At 72.0% G+C, this 17,937-nt stretch carries 18 protein-coding genes; 6 read left to right on the top strand and 12 right to left on the bottom strand.

All coding sequences use genetic code 11. The features are described 5' to 3' along the window. Positions 1–1,790 (bottom strand): phosphocholine-specific phospholipase C (locus AMY39116_RS0338700; RefSeq protein ID WP_020422958.1); only part of this gene is annotated, 1,790 nt, incomplete at its 3' end. Between the two features lie 118 nt (positions 1,791–1,908). Here AMY39116_RS0338700 and AMY39116_RS0338695 point away from each other — a divergent pair. Continuing rightward, positions 1,909–2,622, top strand: coding sequence for a siderophore-interacting protein (locus AMY39116_RS0338695; protein ID WP_020422957.1), 714 nt, complete (start codon positions 1,909–1,911; stop codon positions 2,620–2,622). Here the strand turns inward: AMY39116_RS0338695 and AMY39116_RS0338690 are convergent. Together AMY39116_RS0338690 and AMY39116_RS44275 are read right to left on the bottom strand one after the other, a co-directional pair. After that, on the bottom strand, positions 2,567–3,478 hold the full coding sequence (locus tag AMY39116_RS0338690; protein ID WP_020422956.1) for an LLM class flavin-dependent oxidoreductase: 912 nt from the start codon (positions 3,476–3,478) through the stop codon (positions 2,567–2,569). The genes AMY39116_RS0338695 and AMY39116_RS0338690 overlap by 56 nt on opposite strands. After that, entirely contained in the window at positions 3,475–4,875 is a 1,401-nt protein-coding gene (locus AMY39116_RS44275; protein ID WP_020422955.1) for an MFS transporter, read from the bottom strand. Before AMY39116_RS44275 ends, AMY39116_RS0338690 begins: the two co-directional genes overlap by 4 nt. A gap of 52 nt (positions 4,876–4,927) precedes the next feature. Here AMY39116_RS44275 and AMY39116_RS0338680 point away from each other — a divergent pair, with 52 nt between their 5' ends. Beyond that, positions 4,928–5,395, top strand: coding sequence for a MarR family winged helix-turn-helix transcriptional regulator (locus tag AMY39116_RS0338680; RefSeq protein WP_020422954.1), 468 nt, complete (start codon positions 4,928–4,930; stop codon positions 5,393–5,395). Positions 5,396–5,802: 407 nt separating this feature from the next. Here the strand turns inward: AMY39116_RS0338680 and AMY39116_RS0338675 are convergent, their stop codons facing one another. From AMY39116_RS0338675 to AMY39116_RS0338650, 5 genes are all read right to left on the bottom strand, one after another. Further along, a complete protein-coding gene (locus AMY39116_RS0338675) occupies positions 5,803–6,561 on the bottom strand; it encodes a hydroxypyruvate isomerase family protein (protein ID WP_020422953.1) in 759 nt (252 codons plus the stop codon). 4 nt (positions 6,562–6,565) lie between these two features. Continuing rightward, complete coding sequence (locus AMY39116_RS0338670) at positions 6,566–8,089, bottom strand: long-chain fatty acid--CoA ligase (RefSeq protein ID WP_020422952.1); 1,524 nt, start codon at positions 8,087–8,089, stop codon at positions 6,566–6,568. A gap of 160 nt (positions 8,090–8,249) precedes the next feature. Beyond that, positions 8,250–8,795, bottom strand: coding sequence for a GNAT family N-acetyltransferase (locus tag AMY39116_RS0338665; protein ID WP_020422951.1), 546 nt, complete (start codon positions 8,793–8,795; stop codon positions 8,250–8,252). Further along, a complete protein-coding gene (locus AMY39116_RS46460) occupies positions 8,755–9,207 on the bottom strand; it encodes a hypothetical protein (protein ID WP_157358836.1) in 453 nt (150 codons plus the stop codon). Before AMY39116_RS46460 ends, AMY39116_RS0338665 begins: the two co-directional genes overlap by 41 nt. Before the next feature lie 103 nt (positions 9,208–9,310). Continuing rightward, on the bottom strand, positions 9,311–9,757 hold the full coding sequence (locus tag AMY39116_RS0338650; RefSeq protein WP_020422948.1) for a MarR family winged helix-turn-helix transcriptional regulator: 447 nt from the start codon (positions 9,755–9,757) through the stop codon (positions 9,311–9,313). A gap of 75 nt (positions 9,758–9,832) precedes the next feature. Here AMY39116_RS0338650 and AMY39116_RS0338645 point away from each other — a divergent pair, with 75 nt between their 5' ends. After that, a complete protein-coding gene (locus AMY39116_RS0338645; protein WP_020422947.1) occupies positions 9,833–10,924 on the top strand; it encodes an epoxide hydrolase family protein in 1,092 nt (363 codons plus the stop codon). 201 nt (positions 10,925–11,125) lie between these two features. Beyond that, positions 11,126–12,172 (top strand): phosphotransferase family protein, encoded by a 1,047-nt coding sequence (locus AMY39116_RS0338640; RefSeq protein WP_020422946.1) that lies wholly within the window; start codon positions 11,126–11,128, stop codon positions 12,170–12,172. Between the two features lie 663 nt (positions 12,173–12,835). On the opposite strand, the gene AMY39116_RS0338635 is transcribed toward AMY39116_RS0338640, so the two are convergent. Next, a complete protein-coding gene (locus AMY39116_RS0338635) occupies positions 12,836–13,309 on the bottom strand; it encodes a universal stress protein (protein WP_020422945.1) in 474 nt (157 codons plus the stop codon). Between the two features lie 159 nt (positions 13,310–13,468). Here AMY39116_RS0338635 and ilvA point away from each other — a divergent pair, with 159 nt between their 5' ends. After that, complete coding sequence (gene ilvA / locus AMY39116_RS0338630) at positions 13,469–14,686, top strand: threonine ammonia-lyase IlvA (protein WP_235716313.1); 1,218 nt, start codon at positions 13,469–13,471, stop codon at positions 14,684–14,686. Here the strand turns inward: ilvA and AMY39116_RS0338625 are convergent. Beyond that, entirely contained in the window at positions 14,670–15,512 is an 843-nt protein-coding gene (locus AMY39116_RS0338625) for an SDR family NAD(P)-dependent oxidoreductase (protein WP_020422943.1), read from the bottom strand. The genes ilvA and AMY39116_RS0338625 overlap by 17 nt on opposite strands. A gap of 140 nt (positions 15,513–15,652) precedes the next feature. Between AMY39116_RS0338625 and AMY39116_RS0338620 the strand changes: the two genes are divergently transcribed. Then, on the top strand, positions 15,653–16,177 hold the full coding sequence (locus AMY39116_RS0338620; protein ID WP_084506224.1) for a TetR/AcrR family transcriptional regulator: 525 nt from the start codon (positions 15,653–15,655) through the stop codon (positions 16,175–16,177). A gap of 513 nt (positions 16,178–16,690) precedes the next feature. Here AMY39116_RS0338620 and AMY39116_RS0338615 read toward each other — a convergent pair. Together AMY39116_RS0338615 and AMY39116_RS0338610 are read right to left on the bottom strand one after the other, a co-directional pair. Beyond that, on the bottom strand, positions 16,691–17,320 hold the full coding sequence (locus tag AMY39116_RS0338615; protein WP_027936608.1) for a TetR/AcrR family transcriptional regulator: 630 nt from the start codon (positions 17,318–17,320) through the stop codon (positions 16,691–16,693). 41 nt (positions 17,321–17,361) lie between these two features. Next, complete coding sequence (locus tag AMY39116_RS0338610) at positions 17,362–17,913, bottom strand: TetR/AcrR family transcriptional regulator (protein WP_020422940.1); 552 nt, start codon at positions 17,911–17,913, stop codon at positions 17,362–17,364. Between the last annotated feature and the right edge of the window lie 24 nt (positions 17,914–17,937).

Here is a 17,937-nt window from a genome sequence, read left to right as displayed (position 1 = left end):
CGGTGGCCGTAGCCGCTCGTCACCGTCACCCCCAGCGTCGTGCGGCCCGGATTCGTCACCACCAGTTGCAGGTCCCCGCCGACCGGCCGCGCGGTCACCTCGGCCCCGCTGCCGACGAACCGCCGGTAGAAGCCGTTCGGGCCGTGCACGACGACCTCCGACGACGCCGGCCACTCGTCGCTCAGCCGCTGCCCGGCGCCGACCGTGTAGCCGCGCGGGCCCGCCGCCGACGTCACGTGGAAGTGCGCGCCCACCGGGCCGCGGCTGGCGAACGTCAGCCGCAGCACGCCGTCGCGCACCTGGCCGTCCACCGTCAGGTCGTAGGGCAGCGGCAGGGCCGGGCGCTGACCGCGTTCCTGCCGCGGCAGCGCCGGATCGGCCGGGGGAGCGGGCACGTAGTCCGGGTGCCGCTCGCGGTCGGGCGGGTAGTAGCCGTCCGTTCCGGGCAGGCCCGGCACCGCGGCGTCCGTTCGGGAGAAGTCGAACGCCGCGGTCAGGTCACCGCAGATCGCCCGGCGCCACGGCGAGATGTTCGGCTCGTGCACCCCGAACCGCCGCTCCAGGAACCGCACGATCGAGGTGTGGTCGAACACCTGCGAGCACACCCGGCCGCCCTTGCTCCACGGCGACACCACCAGCATCGGCACCCGCTGGCCCAGCCCGTACGGCTGACCGTCCAGCAGCTCGCCGGAAACGTCCACAGTGGACCGCTCCGGGTACGGCGGCACCACGTGGTCGAAGAACCCGTCGTTCTCGTCGTAGGTGATGAACAACGCCGTCCGGCTCCACACCTCCGGGTTTGCGGTGAGCGCGTCGAGGACCCGCGCGATGTACCAGGCGCCGTAGTTCGCAGGCCAGTTCGGGTGCTCGGTGAACGCCTCCGGGGCGACGATCCAGGACACCGCGGGAAGCCGGCCCGCCTTCACGTCGGCGGTGAGGATGTCGAAGAACCCCTCGCCCTTCGCGGCGTTCGTGCCGGTGCGCGCCTTCTCGTACAACGGGTCGCCCGGCTTGGCGTTGCGGTAGTTGTCGAAGTACAGCAACGAGTTGTCGCCGTAGTTGCCGCGGTAGGCGTCGCTGATCCAGCCCCAGCTGTGCTCGGCGTCGAGGCCGTCGCCGACGTCCTGGTAGATCTTCCACGACACGCCGGCCGCTTCGAGCCGTTCCGGGTAGGTCGTCCAGCTGTAGCCGAGTTCGTCGTTGTCGATGACCGGGCCGCCGCCGGTGCCGTCGTTGCCGGTGTAGCCGCTCCACATGTAGTACCGGTTCGGGTCGGTGGGCCCGATCAGCGAGCAGTGGTAGGCGTCGCAGATCGTGAACGTGTCGGCGAGGGCGTAGTGGAACGGGATGTCCTCGCGCGTCAGGTAAGCCATTGTGGTCGCGGTCTTCGCCGGGATCCAGCGGTCGTAGCGACCCTGGTTCCACGCGGCGTGGCCGCCTTCCCAGCTGTGGTCGAGGTCCTCCAGGAACTGCAGCCCGAGGTCGCGCGCCTCCGGCCGGAACGGGAGCACCTCGCGCGTGCCGTCGGACTGGTGCCACACGGACTTGCCACTGGGCAGGGCCACCGGGCGCGGGTCGCCGAAGCCGCGCACTCCGCGCAGCGAGCCGAAGTAGTGGTCGAACGAACGGTTCTCCTGCATCAGGACGACGACGTGCTCGATGTCGCGCAGGGTGCCGGTGCGGTGGCCGGCGGGGATGGCGGCGGCGCGGGCGATGCTCGGGGCGAGCGCGGACAGGGCGGCGGAACCGCCCGCCAGCTGCAGGAACCCGCGACGGTTCAGGGCTGTCATGGCGGTCAGCCTGATCCCGCCGCGGATACGGGAGGCGTCGCGGCGGCGACCGGATGGCGAACACTTGACTGCCCGAGCGTGAGAAGGTAAGCCTACCCTTACTACTGGGAGGTGGGCTTTGAGCCGGTTCGAGAAGATCGTCCTGAAAACGCTGCGGGCGCCGACGTATCCGCTCCGGGTGTGCGCGGCCGAGGACGTCGCCGACCACTACCGACGGATCCGGTTCGCGGGGCCCGAACTGCTTGCCGCGGAGGAAACGCCGCCCGCGTTCTGGATCCGGCTGTGGATCCCCGCGGGCGGCGAGGAGTACCAGCGGGCGTACACGGTGACCGACGTCCGCCGCGACGACGGCACCTTCGCGTGCGAGTTCGCGCTGCACGAGGGCGAGGGAGTGGCGTCGGAATGGGCGCGGCGCGCGGAACCGGGCCAGACCCTGCGCGCCACGGTGTACGGCAGCAAGCGCTTCGCGGTGCCCGCGCCCGCCCCGGAGGGGTACCTGCTGGTGGGCGACCCGTGCTCCCTCCCGGCGATCAACGACATCCTGCGCGCGCTGCCGGAACCGGTGCCCGCGAAGGTGTTCCTGCTCGAGGACCACGACCGGCTGCCGGTGGCGGGCGGGGACGTCCGGCGGTGCGGATCGCCGGAAGAGGTGCTGGCCGCCGTGCGGGAACTCGGTCCGCTGCCGGGCTGGCACGCCTGGGTGGCGACGGAAAGCGCGTTGACGCGCCAGGTGCGCGGGCTGGCGCAGGACGCCCTCGGGGTGCGCAGGCAGGACGTCACGTCGCAGGGCTACTGGACGCGGGGCCGGGCGATGGGCCGCGCCCGGCGCTGAGCCGGCGCGCGGCGGCGACCAGTTCGCGCACCGCCGGGGCGATCTCGGTCGCGAAGAGCTGCAGCGGGCCCGGGGAGCCGGCAGGCAGCAGGAACCCGCTCACCCCGTGGGTGAGGGCCAGCTCGGCGAGCCGCTCGGGCCAGCCACGCGGCGAGCCGAGCGCGGGCGGGGACAGGTTGTAGAGACGGCGGATCGCGGCCGGGTCGCGTCCCGCGTCCGCCGCGGCCGCGTCGACGGCGGCGTTGGCGGCGGGGAGATCGGCGGGCGGGATGCGGGTCATGCTCGGCAGCCAGCCGTCGGCGAGGGCGCCGGTCAGGCGCAGCATCCGCGGCCCGAGCGCGCCGACCCAGATCCCCGGGCGGCCCGGCGGGGGAGCGGGTTCGGCGCCGTCCAGGCCGTAGTGCTTGCCCGGCAGGTGGACCGGGCCGCCGGGTGTCCACAGTGCACGGATCACCGCGATCGCCTCGCCGAGCGCGGCGACCGCTTCCGCGGGCGCGCGCCACGGCCCGCCCTCGGCCGCGATCGCGTCCCAGTACGCCCCGGCGCCCAGCGCCAGGTCGACCCGGCCGCCGCTGAGCGCGCCCAGGCTCGCTACGGCGCGGGCCAGCATCGCGGGCGGGCGCAGCGGCAGGTTGGCGACGTTGGGGAACACGCGCACCCGCTCGGTCCGCGCGGCGATCACCGACAGCGTCGTCAACGCCTCGGTGAACTCGGGCCGGTACGGGTGGTCCGGCACGCTCACCAGGTCCAGCCCCGCGCGGTCGGCGACCCGCGCGAGGTCCAGCGCCAGTTCCGGCCGTCCGGTGGCCGGGGTGAGGACCGCGCCGAAGAGCAGGTCGTGCCCGTAGTCGGTCATCGAGCCGCCACCGGGCGCGGCGCGGGCGCGGGCACGAGCCGCCCCGGGCCGGCGAGCGCGACCAGCGCCGCCACTCCCATCGCGATCGCGGACAGCACGAACGCCGTGGTGTAGCCGGATTCCACCGGGAACCGGGTGCCCGCGACGACCTCGGCGGTGACGATGGTCGACGCGATCTGCGCGCCGAAGGTGCCGCCGATGGTGCGCATGATCGTGTTGATGCCGGTCGCCTCCCCGGTCTGCCGCGGGTCGACCGCGCCGACGACGAGGTTGGCCAGCGAGGCGAAGGCGAACCCGACGCCGATGCCGAGGATGCCGTTGCCGAGGTAGATCGGCCACGGCTCGCCGTGCGCGACGGCGAACAGCACGAACCCGGCCGCGCCGATCACGCACGCCAGCACCAGCGGGAGCTTGAAGCCGGCCTTCGCGCCGATGCGCCCGGCGAGCGGGCTGGCGAACAGCATGGTCACGGCCATCGGGATGATGAACAACCCGGCCTGGGTGACCGACGCGCCGAAGCCGTACCCGGCCTGCGGCGGCGTCTCGACGAGCAGCGGCACCAGCGTGAACGCGCCGTACATGCCGAAGCCGATGATCAGCGCGGTGATGTTGGACGTCAGCACCGCGGGGCGGCCGAGCAGCCCGATGTCGATCAGCGGCTGGGTCAGGCGTTTTTCCACCAGTGCGAACACGACCAGCAGGACCACGGCGGCCGCGAACAGCCCGATGATCGCCGCGGAGCCCCAGCCCCACACCCGGCCCTCGCTGATCGCCAGCAGCAGCGCGACCAGTCCGCCGGTGAGCAGCAGCGCGCCCGCCCAGTCGACGCGGCCCGGCGAGCGCACCGGCGACTCGCGCACGAACGCGGCGACGGCGGCGATGCCGGCGACGATCACCGCGAACATCAGCCAGAAAATCCACTCCCAGCTCAGCGCGTCCACGATCAGGCCGGGAATCACGAGCCCGACGCCGAATCCGATGCCGAAGGTCGAGCTGATCCAGCCGATGGCGACCGGCACCCGTTCGCGGGGGAACTCGTCGCGCACGATGCCGAAGGCCAGCGGGAAGGTCGCGGCGCCGACGCCCTGGATCGCGCGGGCCGCGATCAGCACGCCGATCGACGGGGCGAGCGCGGCGAGCAGCGTGCCCACGGCGGACACCGCGAGGCAGGCGAGCAGCACGCGGCGCTTGCCGAACATGTCGCCGAGGCGGCCGAGCAGCCCGGTGGCGACCGACGCGGTGAGCAGGAAGGCGCTGAGCACCCAGGAGACGGTGGTGGTGGACGTGCCGAACTCGGCCTGCAGCGTCGGCAGGGCGGGCACCGGCATGGTCTGCAGCAACGAGAACGACAGCACCGCGATCAGCAGCGCGGCGAAGGGTGCGGAAGTTAGTGTCATGACGTAATGATTACACGAGGACATGATTACGTCCAGAAGGTAGGATCGGCGCATGGACGACCGCGAGACGCGCCCGCCGACCCTGCTCGCTCTGCCCTCGTACCTGGCGGGCCACGTCGCGCGGATCGGGCACCGCGGGCTGGTCGCGGCACTGGCCGAGCACGACCTGCGGTTGCCGCACTTCGCGGTGCTGACGGGTTTGTCGGACTTCGGGCCGCTGGCCCAGCACGAGCTCGCCGACCGGCTCGGGCTCAACCGCAGCCACCTCGTCGGGTACCTGGACCTGCTGGAACAACGCGGCTTCGTCCGCCGCGAACGCGATCCCGCCGACCGGCGCCGCCAGCGAGCCGCCCTGACCGAGCCCGGCTCGGAGCTGGTGCGCCACCTGCAGGAGGTGGCGCACCGCTCACAGGAGGAGTCGCTGGGCGTGCTGTCCGCAGAGGAGCGCCGGACGCTGGTGGAGCTGATGCGACGGGTCGTCGTGGCCGACGACGCGGCGTCGAAGGAAGTGACCGCCTAGCGGCGGGACGGTCGGCCGAAGTTGTCCGCTGTGGACTTGTGGGGCCACTCGCGCGGACCAGCAAGGCAGTCCTCAGTGCCGGGACGACCAGTCGAAACTACTCACGTTGGACCCGGTGGCAGGTATTCCAGCTCCACCCAGCCGTCGTACCCGGTGACGGCAGGCGATCCAGTCACGCGGTCAGCCCTGGGCCGGTGGCTGCCACGCACGCCCCAGGTGGGCGGTCCTGCGGGCAGTGTTCAGCGGCGTGTTAGCCCAGCCGAAGCCGTCCACAGTGGACCTTCTCGGCACGTATCTCAGGTCCACCCAGCCGTCGTACCCGGTGGCGGTCCGGTGCTCCCGCCTCCCGGTCACCCCGAGCCGGCGGCCGTGCGCACCACCCTGGCCGCCCGTCCGACAGGCAGCGCTCAGTGCCGGGACAACCAGCCGAAACTGTCCACAGTAGACCCGCTCGGGACGTACTCCAACCCCACCCAGCCGTCGTACCCCGTCGCGGCCAGGCGGTCCAGCCACGCGGTCACCCCGAGCCTCCCGGTGCCCGGCTCGTGCCGTCCCGGCGCGTCGGCCACCTGCACGTGCCCGGTGCGCGCCAGCAGCGGCGGCGTGAGCAGCGCGTCCAGGTCGTCGCCGTTGCTACCCAGGTGGTAGACGTCCGTCAGCAGCGCGATGTTGCCCGCCCCGGCCTCGTCCGCGAGCGCCAGCGCGTCGGCGGCGCGCAGCAGCGGGTAGTCCGGCGCGCCGCTGAGCGGTTCCAGCAGCACCGTGCCCGGCAGCCGGTCGGCGGCGAAGGCGAGGTTGTCCAGCAGCACGTCCCGCGAAGCGCCGGTGCGGTTGCCCGGCAGCACGTTGAACCGCGAGCACCCCAGCCGCTCCGCGATGCCCGCCGCGACGTCCACCCCGTCGCGGAACTCGGCCGTCCGCGCGGCGAACCCGGCCAAACCCCGCTCGCCCGCGGCGAGGTCGCCGTGCGGCACGTTCAGCGACACCAGCTCCACCCCGGCGTCGGCGATCGACGCGACGAACCGCTCGACCTCGCTGTCCCCGGGCACCCCGTCGAACGGCCACCACGACTCCACACCCGCGAACCCGGCCTCCGCCGCCGCGGCCGGGCGGCGCTCCGGCGCCAGCTCGGTGAACAGGATCGAGGTGTTGACGTCGTACCGCATGACGTCATCCTCGCAGACGCGCCCGCAACTCCAGCTTCGCGATCTTGCCGGTCGCGCCCTTCGGCAGCTCGTCCACGATCCGCACCCGCCGCGGGTACTTGTACGCGGCGATGCGCTCCTTGGCCCACGCCACGATCTCGTCCGGCTCGGCGCTCGCGCCCGGCTTGAGCGAGACCACCGCGACGACCTCCTCGCCGAGCCGCTCGTCCGGCTCGCCGATCACCGCCGCCTCGCCGACCGCCGGGTGCCGGTACAGCAGCTCCTCCACCTCGCGCGGGTAGACGTTGAACCCGCCCCGGATGATCAGGTCCTTCTTGCGGTCCACGATGAACACGAACCCGTCGGAGTCGACGTAGCCGAGGTCGCCGGTGTGGAACCAGCCGCCGCGGAACGCCTCCGCGGTCTCCTGCGGCCGCTTGTAGTAGCCCTTCGTGATGTTGTGCCCGCGCAGCACGATCTCGCCCACCTGCCCGGACGGCAGCGGGTGGTCCTGGTCGTCGACGATCCGCAGTTCCACACCCCAGATCGGCTTGCCGATCGAGAGGATCTTGCGGTTGTCCGCGCCCGGGTTGACCGTCGTGGTTGACGCCGACTCGGACAGCCCGTAGCCCTCCAGCACCGGGATGCCGTACTTCTCCTCGAAGCGGCGCAGCACCTCCTCCGGGATCGCCGCCCCGCCGGAGCTGCCGATCCGCAGGCTGCTGGTGTCGTAGCCGGTGGTGTCGGCGTAGGCCAGCGCGTGGTACATCGTGGGGACCCCGGCCATGATCGTGACCCGGTCCCGCTGGATCGCCTCCAGCACCGCGGGCACCTCGAAGCGCGGCACCACCGAGATCGTCCGCCCGTGGCGGGCCGAGGCGTTGAGGATGCTCGACAGGCCGTAGACGTGGAAGAACGGCAGCACGGCCAGCGCGACGTCCTCGGGTTCCGCGCCGAAGCGCTCGCTGCCCAGCGTGCACGTCATGTAGAGCTGGAAGTGGGACAGCTCGGCGCCCTTGGGGCGGCCGGTGGTGCCGCTGGTGTAGAGCAGCACGGCCGTGTCGTCCGCCGCGCCAGGGAAGATGTCGCCGTCGTCGGCGGGCTCCAGCAGCACCCGGAAGGACAGCGTCCCCTCCGGCCAGGCGCCGGCATCGAGGTCGCCGACGACCACCGCGCGGACGTCCGGGACCTCCTTGAGCGCCGTGGTGACCTCGGGCGCGCCCGCGGCGTGGGCGATGATCATGCGCGCGTCGGAGTCGTCCAGGTGGTAGGCGATCTCGGCGGACTTGAGCAGCGGGTTCAGCGGGACCATCGTCAGGCCCGCCTTGAGGATGCCGAAGTAAGCGATCACGAACTCGGGCACGTTGGCGAGCTGCACCGCGACCTTGTCCCCGGGGCGCAGGCCCGCCTCGCGCAGGGCGACGGCGACCCGGCCGGAGCGCTCGTCGACCTCGGCGTAGGTCATCGCGCCTGACGGGAAGCGCAGGAAGTCCTTGCCCGGCGTGGCCGTCGCGGACTCCCGCAGCATGATCGCCAGGTTGAAGCTCATCGGCTGCCCACCTTCCGAACGTCGTTCTGTCCGGCGTGCCCGGATTTCCCCCAGGTGCGCCGGATGGCCTGCGGGTCGGCTGTCAGACCCGGCAGAATCCCGTTCGGTTTTGCGGCGACGTCGACCCGTCAGCCAGTGAACCGCGCGGCCGGTGCGGTGGTCAAGCCCCCGACGCGTCGTCGAGGTCGCCGGGGCGGATGCGGTAGACCTGCAGGCGCAGGTCGTAGTACTTCGTGGTCTCGCCGACCCACTGCATGCCGAGCCGCTTGGCCGTCGCGATCGCCCGAACGTTGTTCGGTCGCGCGACGGCGAACAGCTCGTCGGTGTCCTGGGTGAAGGCCCACCGGATCAGGGCCTGGCTGCCCTCGGTGGCGTAGCCCTGCCCCCACGCGTCGGGGTGCAGCTGCCAGCTGAGTTCGAGGTCCTCCTCGTAGGGCGGCAGCAGGCGGATGGCCAGACCGCCGATGACCTGGCCGTCCTCGCGTCGTTCCATGGCCCAGCGGCCGCGCGGCGGTGGCAGGTTCGGCTGGGCCTCGTGCCAGGCGTGCAGCACCGCGCGCATCGCGGCGACATCTCCGACCCGGTCCATCACCGGGGTCAGCCAGTGCGTGACCTCTTCCGAGCCGTAGATCGCGAAGGCGGCGTCGGCGTCGTCGGCCGTCCAGTCACGGATGACCAGCCGGTCGGTGATCAGGGGCGACTCCATGTGTAAACGCTACGTGAAGTGCGGCCGGTACGGCAGCCGCGAGCGGCAGATGCGCCCAGAGGGCGGTACGGTCCCCGTCGCCGCTGCGGCCCCACATGGCCGCGCAGGTGGTCAGGACGTGCAGGCCGGTGCCGAAGCCGCTGTCCGCGGAGGGCAGCTCGATGCCGGGCGCGGACAGCGAGATCCGCAGCCAGCCGGACTCGGTGCCCTCGCGCACGAGCCGGATCGTGGCGGGCAGGCAGCTCTGCTCGTAGGCAGCGCTGGCCAGCGCGTCGATGACGAGCAGCGCGTCGGTGACCGTCTCCACCGTGCAGCCGTCGAGGAAGGTCGCGGCCGACTCCCGCAGGGTCCGGATGTCCGTGGGGTGGTTCAGCACCCGTTGCAGGGCGTTGTCGATCCAGAAGTCGGTCACGCGGGCTCCCTCCGCTGTCTGCTCAACGGTCGAGTGAGGCTACCCGGGCGAGCGTTGCTGAAACCGCGCATGTTGTGACCGCGGTCTCAGTTCGTCAGCCAGGTTACGCGTCCTGGGTGTGGTGGCGCAGCAGCCGGGACAGCAGGCCGGTCAGCTGCTCCCGTTCCGGGCCGCTCAGCGGGGCGAGCAGGTCGTCCTGGATGCGCGCGATCTGTTTGTCGAGGCGTTTGAGCTGTCTGCGGCCGGCCGGGGTGATCGTGATGACGTTGCGCCTGCGGTCGGCCGGGTCCGGTTCGCGGCTGACCAGGTCGCGGTCGGCCAGTTCGTTGATGGTCGCCACCAGGTCGGAGAGGTGGATCGCGCTGCGGCGGCCGAGCGTGGCCTGGCTCGACGGCCCGGACTCCTCGAGCGCGGCGAGCAGGCGGTAGTGGTAGCCGCGGGCGCCGGCCTCGGACATGCCCTCGGTGACGAGCCGGTGCGCGTGGTGCGCGGTCTGGGTGAGCAGCCAGCTGGGCAGGTTCCGCAGGCGTTCGGGGGCGGTGGTGTCCATGATCGGAGTGTAACCGAAACGTTCGCCCGGCGAATCATTTGACGAACTAACGTTTGTGGGTCTAACGTTTTCGGCATGACTGAGAAGCCCTTCCGCATCGACATCCCGCAGTCCGCTCTCGACGACCTCGCCGCCCGCCTGGAGCGCGTCCGCTGGCCCGACGAGCTGCCCGGCGCGGGCTGGGACTACGGCATCCCGCTCGCTCGGGTCCGCGAGCTGGCCGATCACTGGCGCGACGGCTACGACTGGCGCGCCCAGGAGGCCCTGTTGAATTCGTTCCCGCAGTTCACCGACGAGATCGACGGGCAGACCGTGCACTACCTGCACGTGCGGTCACCACGGGCGGACGCTCTGCCGCTGGTCGTGACGCACGGCTGGCCCGGTTCGGTCGTCGAGTTCCTGGACGTGATCGGGCCCCTGTCGCGCGACTTCCACCTGGTGATCCCCTCGATCCCGGGTTTCGGCTTCTCCGGGCCGACGGCCGAGCGGGGCTGGGACGTGGCCCGGGTGGCGCGGGCATGGGCCGAGCTGATGCGCCGGCTGGGGTACGAGCGGTACGGCGCGCAAGGCGGCGACTTCGGCTCGGGGATCTCGCAGCAGCTCGCCGTCGCCGCGCCGGACCAGGTGGTGGGTGTGCACCTGAACTACCTGCCGACGCTGCCGCCGCCCGGTGGGATCGCCGGATTGTCCGAAGAGGATCAGCGGAGGCTCGACCACACGAAGGCGTACGCCGCGAACCGGCCCGGCTACCAGATCCTGCACATGACGACGCCGCAGACGATCGCCTACGCCCTGACCGATTCGCCGGTCGGGCAGCTGGCGTGGATAGCCGAGCGGTTCGCGAAGTGGACCGACCCGGAGTCGCGCATTCCGGACGACCGGCTGCTGACGGACGTGATGCTGTACTGGCTGACCAGGACCGCGGGATCGGCCGCGCGCCTGGCGAAGGAGAGCACCTACGCCGCCCAGGCGGGCCGCCCGTGCCCGGCGCCGGTCGGGGTGGCGGTCTTCGCGCACGACATCACCCTGTCGGTGCGCGCGGTCGCCGAACAGCGCCTCGACATCCGCCACTGGAGCGAGTTCGAAAGAGGCGGCCACTTCGCGGCGATGGAGGTGCCTGATCTGTTCGTCGAGGATGTGCGCAAGTTCTTCAGCACGCTGACCTGAGGCGCGGGATCGCCGCCACCCTGCGGCGGTGCCGCGCACCAAAACCACCGGCGCCGTCGCCGGGGCCGAGCTGCCGCGGTTGCCGAAACCTGCACCGCCAAGGCGACGAGGCAGACGGTTGTCGCCGGGGGAGGGTTGTCCGGGCTTTCCCTGTCCCGGGTGCTTCTGCCATGTTGCACCCAGGAGCGGAGAGGGGGCCCGATGCCGGAAGCCGAGATCCTGTCGCCGGGGGAGTTGCGCGCACTCGGGGCGTGGATGGACCGCCAGGGGCTGCCCGGCGGGCCTGTCGAGGACCTCGCGCCGATCGCCGGTGGTACTCAGAACCTGATGGTGTCGTTCCGCCGTGGCGGCCGGGCGTATGTGTTGCGCAGCGGGCCCCGGCACCGGCGGGCGCGCAGCAATGACGTGCTGCGCCGGGAGATGCGGGTGCTCGCCGCGTTGTCGGGTACGGCGGTGCCGCACCCGGAGCTGATCGCGGCCTGCCCGGAGGAGACCGTCCTGCCTGGCGCGGTCTTCTACCTCATGGAGCCGGTGGACGGGTTCAACGCGACCGTCGAGCTGCCCGAACCACACGCCACCCGTCCCGACCTGCGGCACGAGATGGGCCTGGCGATGGCCGACGCGCTGGCGGCGCTCGGCGCGGTCGACCACGAGCGGGCCGGCCTGGCGGATTTCGGTCGCCCACACGGGTTTCTCGAACGTCAGGTGCCGCGATGGCTCGCGGAGCTCGATTCCTACGCGGGCCACGACGGTTACCCCGGGCCGGACCTGCCGGGCGTGGAGGGTGTCGCCGACTGGCTCGCGCAGCACGTGCCCCAGCGGTGGTCACCAGGCATCCTCCACGGCGACTACCACCTGGCGAACGTCCTGTTCGACCGTCGTGGCGCCACGGTCGCGGCGATCGTGGACTGGGAGATGAGCACGATCGGCGACCCGCTCCTCGACCTCGGCTGGCTGCTGGCCACGTGGCCCGGCACCCGCCCGATGCTCGGATGGACCGGCCTCGCCGCGGCCGGCGACCTCGCCACCGAGGAGGAGATCGTGGCCCGCTACGCCGCCCGCTCGGGACGGGACACCTCCGGAATCGCCTGGTACGCGGTGCTGGCGTGCTTCAAGCTGGGCATCGTGCTGGAAGGCACGCACGCGCGTGCCTGCGCGGGCAAAGCGCCACGCGCCATCGGAGACCGCCTGCACGCCGCGGCGGTCGGGTTGTTCGAGCAGGCGCTGGACCGGATCGCGTGTTCGTGAATGACTGAGGTGCCCGGCGCGGGCCGCGGTGGTGAGTGCCGCGCGGAGAGGGCCTTCATCCGGCGGTTGCGGATCGTGGCGAGCATGCGTGCCGGGAGGGCTTGCGCGGTGGGATGTGCTTGCGGGCCGGAGATGTGCTTGCGGCCTGGCGCTGGGCTTGCGCGGCGGGTGGGCTCGCGGGGCGGGGATGGGTTCGCGCGGCGGTGGGCCCGCGTGGCGGGGATGACCTTGCGCGGGGGAGGGGCTCGCGGGGCGGGGATGGGTTCGCGCGGCGGTGGGCCCGCGTGGCGGGGATGGGCTCGCGCGACGGATGGGCCTGCGGGGGCGATGGGCTCGCGCCGCCGGGATGGGTGTGCCTCCGCGGCCGACGGTCGGCTGGGCTGCGCGGTGACCGGTGGGCTGGGCTGCGCGGTGGCCCGTGGCCCGTGGCCGGTGGCCGGTGACCGGTGGGCTGGGCGGCGCGGTGGTCGGTGGGCCGGCCGCGGCAGGGCTGCTCGCGCGGGAGGGCTGCTCGCGCGGGATGGCGAGGTTCTCGGCGGGCGGAGCGCCGCGATCGGGTGGGGGCGGCTTGCACACGAGGGGGGCGCGCCGGGATGGTCTTGGGCGTCGCTGATTCCGGCCGGAAGGTGTCGGTGACGGCGTATCGGGTGTCAGGGGCGGTGGTCAGGGCACCACGGTCACCGGCCAGAGACCGGAACGCACGAGGCGGTTCGCCACCGAGCCGACGATCCGGTGGCCCCGGCTCTCCGACGCGCCCACCACGACGAGGTCGGCGTGCAGCTCCACCGCCGCGCGGCGGAGTTCCGTGAAGGCGTCGCCGCGGCGGACGATGAACGTGATGGGCAGGCCGGCTTCGTCGGCGAGGTTGCGGATCGGTCCGCGCATCTCGTCGATCGTCGCTTCGTAGGCCTGCTCCTGGGCCGCCGCGAGGTAGCCGCTCGCCATGCCGGTCCACGCCGTCGGCGCCAGCACGTACACCAGCACCAGCCGCGACCGCTGCCGTCGCGCCAGCCCGGCCGCGTAGGCGCCCGCCCGGGACGCGGTGGGGGAGCCGTCGACGCCGGCGAGGACGACGTGCGGCCCGTCGGTGCCCCGCTCGAACGGGCCCGGCGACCACGCCGGGCCGTACTCCTCCACCAGTTGTCCCCGCTCCGCACCCACGGCACGCATTATCTGGCACCGGCCGCTCCGGGTGCGGGCGCCCGCCACGGCTTTGGTACGAATGACGTCTACGCCGACAGGAGGAACCAAGTCGTGGGTAACGGGCCCGACCCCGTGCGGGCGGCCGACGTGGCGATGGCGGCCGCCCGGTTCGCCGGGGTCATCCAGCCGACGCCACTGCACCGCAACGAACGGCTTTCGCTGCAGCACGGCGTGGACGTCTGGCTCAAGCGCGAGGACCTGTCCGCCGTCCGCTCCTACAAGGGCCGGGGCGCCTACAACCTGGTGAGCCAGCTCTCACCGGAGGAGCGCGCCCGAGGCGTGGTGTGCGCGAGCGCAGGCAACCACGGCCAGGGTGTGGCGTTCGCCTCAGCCGCCCTCGGTGTCCTCGCCCGCGTCTACCTGCCGCGCACCACGCCCCGCCAGAAGCGGGACCGCGTCGCCCGGCTCGGCGGCGAGCACGTCCAGATCGTGGTGCACGGCGACACCTACGACGACGCGGCCGCCGCCGCGCAGGCGTACGCGGCGAGCACGGGCACGACGATGATCCCCGCGTTCGACGACCCGCGCACGATCGCCGGGCAGGGCACCGTCGTCAAGGAGGCCATCGAGCAGCTGGGCCGCGCGCCCGACGTCGTGATCGTGCCGGTCGGTGGCGGCGGCCTGCTCGCCGGGACCCTCGCCTGGCTTCGCGAGACCCACCCCGAGGTGCGGGTGATCGGCGCTGAGCCGCAGGGCGCGGCCAGCATGGCTCTCGCGCTCGAACACGGCGCCCCCATCGCGATGGAGACCATCGACCCGTTCGTCGACGGCGCCGCTGTCCGCCTCGTCGGGCAGCACACCTACGCCCTCGCCGCCGAACGCCGGCCCGCCATGATCGCCGTGCCCGAGGGCAAGATCTGCGTCGAGATGCTCGACCTCTACCAGTCCGACGGCATCATCGCCGAGCCCGCCGGCGCGTTGTCACCGGCCGCGCTCGGGCTCGATCTCGACCTGGAACCGGGCTCGACCGTGCTGTGCATCGTGTCCGGGGGCAACAACGACGTCAGCCGGTACGCCGAAATCGTCGAGCGAGCCCTGATCTTCGAGGGGCGCAAGCACTACTTCCTCGTCGAGTTCCCGCAGGAGCCCGGCGCGCTCCGCCGGTTCCTCGACGACGTGCTCGGCCCGGACGACGACATCACGCTCTTCGAGTACGTCAAGCGCAACAACCGCGAGACCGGCCCGGCTCTGGTCGGGATCGAACTGGGCTCGCCGGACAACCTCGAACCGATGATGAAGCGGATGGCGGCGGGTCCGCACCGCATCGAGCGCGTCCCGCCGGACAGCCCCCTGTTCACGTTCCTGGTGTGACCGGCATCGGGATCGCCTTCTCGGCCGCGCGGCTCACCTCCTCCCAGGCCGCCCAGCCGTCCAGGCGCTGCCGCGTGAGGTCCTGCGCCAGGTCGTAGACCATGCTGCCGAGCAGCAGGCGCAGCGGCGGATCCTCGCTGTCCACGAGTTTCAGCAGTGCCTCGGCGGCCAGCGCCGGATCGCTGTCGACCGATCCCTCGGACCACTGCTGCTCCAGTTCCTGCCGCAGCGGTGCGTACTCGTCGACCGGCGACGCCATCGCGGGTGCGGTGTAGAGGTCGGTCCAGTAGCCGCCGGGCTGCACGATGCTGACCTTGACGCCGAACATGGCCGCCTCCCGCGCCAGCGCTTCGCTCATGCCCTCCAGCGCGAACTTGCTCGCGCTGTAGAGACCGGTCATCGGGAACCCGCCCAGCGCGGCGATGCTCGAAATCTGCAGGATGCGGCCGGACTGCCGGCGCCGCATCACCGGTAGCACGGCCTGGCTCACCCAGAGCGCGCCGAAGAAGTTCGTCTCCAGTGCGGCTCTGGCCTGGTCCTCGGTGAACTCCTCGACCATGCCCATGGTCAGCGTGCCCGCGTTGTTGACCACGACATCGAGCCGGCCGAAGTGGTCGATGGCCTGCTCGACGGCCCGGAACACGTCATCGCGCCGGGTGACGTCGAGCTGGATGGGCAGCAGCCGGTCGGTCGCCTCGGCGGTGATGGTGCGGGAGGCCGCGACCACCCGGTCACCGCGATCGAGGGCGGCTTCGGTGAAGGCGCGACCGAGGCCGCGGCTCGCACCGGTGATGAACCAGACGCGGGAAGGGGAGGTGGTGGTCATCTGGGGCTCCTTTCGTTGTGAGACGAACCGTAGCGTCTCGGATTCCGAGCTGTCAAGACGGACCGTCTCGTCTTGAGTTGTGGTAGTGTGAGGACGTGCCAGATGCGAGTCGTCGCAACGAGAGCTCGCGGCAGGCGATCCTGGCTGCCGCGTTCGAATTGGTGGGTGAAGTCGGGTACGCGAAGCTGAGCATCGAAGGGATCGCCGCGCGGGCGGGTGTCGGGAAGCAGACGATCTACCGCTGGTGGCCCTCGAAGGGAGCGGTGCTGCTGGACGCGTTCCTGATGCTGTCCGAAGGGGACGGTAGCGGGCTGCCGGACACCGGCGACCTGGAGGCGGACCTGAAGACGGTGCTGCGCGCGACGGTCCAGGAGCTGACCGACGAGCGCTTCGACCTCACGATGCGCGCGCTCAGCTCGGAGATCATGCACGATCCGGAGCTGGCACGGATGTACTCGGAGCGGCTCGACGAGCCGGTGCGGGAGCTGAAGAAGGAACGGCTGCGCAAGGCGGTGGAAGCCGGGCAGCTGTCCGATGTGGACCTGGACGTGGCGGTGGACGTGATCTGGGGGCCGGTGACGGTGCGCTGGATGCAGCGCGGGCCGCTCACGGTGGAGTTCGCGGACCAGGTGGTGGAGACGGCGTTGTCCGGGTTGCGCCCCTGAGGTGACGGGGTTGCGGCCCTGAGGCGACGGGGTTGCGGGGAACGCCTTGCGGTGATCGCAGTCCCTTTGAGGGGTGCGAGGTCGGATCGGGTAGTGGAGACGGCGTTGTCCGGGTTGCGCCCCTGACCTGACGGGGTTGCGGGGAAGGGGTTTGCGGGGAACGCCTTGCGGTGGTGGCAGTCGCTTTGAGGGGGCGAGGTCGGATCGGGTAGTGGGACGGAGTTGTCCGGGTTGCGGCCCTGACGCGACGGGGGTGCTGGGTAAGGGGTTGCGCGGTCGTGGTCGCTCTGAGGGGTGGGCGCGGGGAGGATCGGCGGTGGGTATCGCAGGGTGGGGGCGCGGAGGCGTGACACTGACGCGATGGGCCCTTTCGGAGGGGCTGCCGCAGCGGTGCGTCATGCCCGCCTTGCTGAAGTGTGGAGTTGCGTGAGGTGCCGCAGACGCGCGAGCCGGCTGGGGGCGACGCGTCGAGGTCCGTTCGCGGGCCCCGGAGAGCCCGCGAACGGGAACGCCTCAGTTCTTCGCCGCTACGGCTTGTTCGAAGAAGTCCGCCAGTTGCCGCCCGTAGGACTCCAGGTCCAGGGCCGGGTTTTCGGTGTAGGCCTGGATCGCGCCGTCGATGCTCTGCGCGATCGTGCGGGCCGCGACCTCCGGCGAGAACTCACCGAAGGCGCCTTCCCGCTGCCCCTGGGACAGCAGCCGCTCGATGCGGCCCGTCCGGAAACCGCTCAGCAGCGGGCCCGCCACCGGCCAGCCGTCCGGGTCGTCCGCGTTCGCGGCCACCTCGCGCAGCACCCGGACGCACTCGGGGTGGTCGCGGACGAACGTGACCTCCGTTTCGATCAGCGCGCGCAGCATCGCGGCCCGGTCGGTCGTGTCGCCGGCCCGCTCCTCCAGGTACCTGTCCCGGATGCTCAGCGCCGTCGTCACCACCGCCTGCATCAGCCCGGCCTTCGTGCCGAAGTGGTAGCCGATCAATCGCGTGCTGCTCAGGCCCGCGCGCTCCTTGATGCGGGCGAACGACGTCCGGCGGTACCCCAGTTCCGAGATCGTCGCCAGGGTCGCCGCGATGATCTGCGAACGGCGCGCCTCCTCGGCCGGGCTCAGGCCCAGGTCCGGCTGCACCTCATTGATTACCTGCATGAGTAAAAAGTTACTCGCCCGAGTAACAGGGCGCAACCGGATTACTTGAGCAGCGTGTCGACCAGCTCGGTGGTCCAGCTGGGATCCGCGGGCTGACCTGCGAAGATCGCCCGGTAGTACAGCGGCCCGAGCAGGACGTCCGCGGCGTGCGCGGTCTCCGGCGCGGTCCCGCCACGGGAACGTTCGCGATCGAGGATCGCCGTGAGCTGAGCGTGCCGGTCCGCGGTGCACGCGCAGCCGCCGTCGGGGCCGGAACCGATCGCGGCCCGCATGATCGCCAGCACGTCCGGGTCGGCCAGGTCGGTCGCCACGTCGGACGCCCACCGCCGCAGGTCCTCGCGCAGCGAACCGGTGTCCGGCACGACGATGTCGCCGCTGAACCGGCTGCTCGCCACGTCCGCCATCAACTCCGCGACCGACCCCCACCGCCGGTACAGGGTGGTCGGGTGGACGCCCGCGCGCGTCGCGATCAACGGCAGCGTCAGCGCCTCCGCGGGGTGCTCGGCCAGGAACTCCACGACGGCGCGGTGCACGGCGGCACGCACCCGCGCGGACCGGCCGCCGGGACGGGTTGTGCTGGTGGTGGCGGACATGGAGAAATTATCGCATCGATCGTT

The organism is Amycolatopsis sp. ATCC 39116, from assembly GCF_000231075.2.
Taxonomy (GTDB): domain Bacteria; phylum Actinomycetota; class Actinomycetes; order Mycobacteriales; family Pseudonocardiaceae; genus Amycolatopsis_E; species Amycolatopsis_E tucumanensis.
This window is presented reverse-complemented; position numbering and strand designations above follow the sequence as displayed.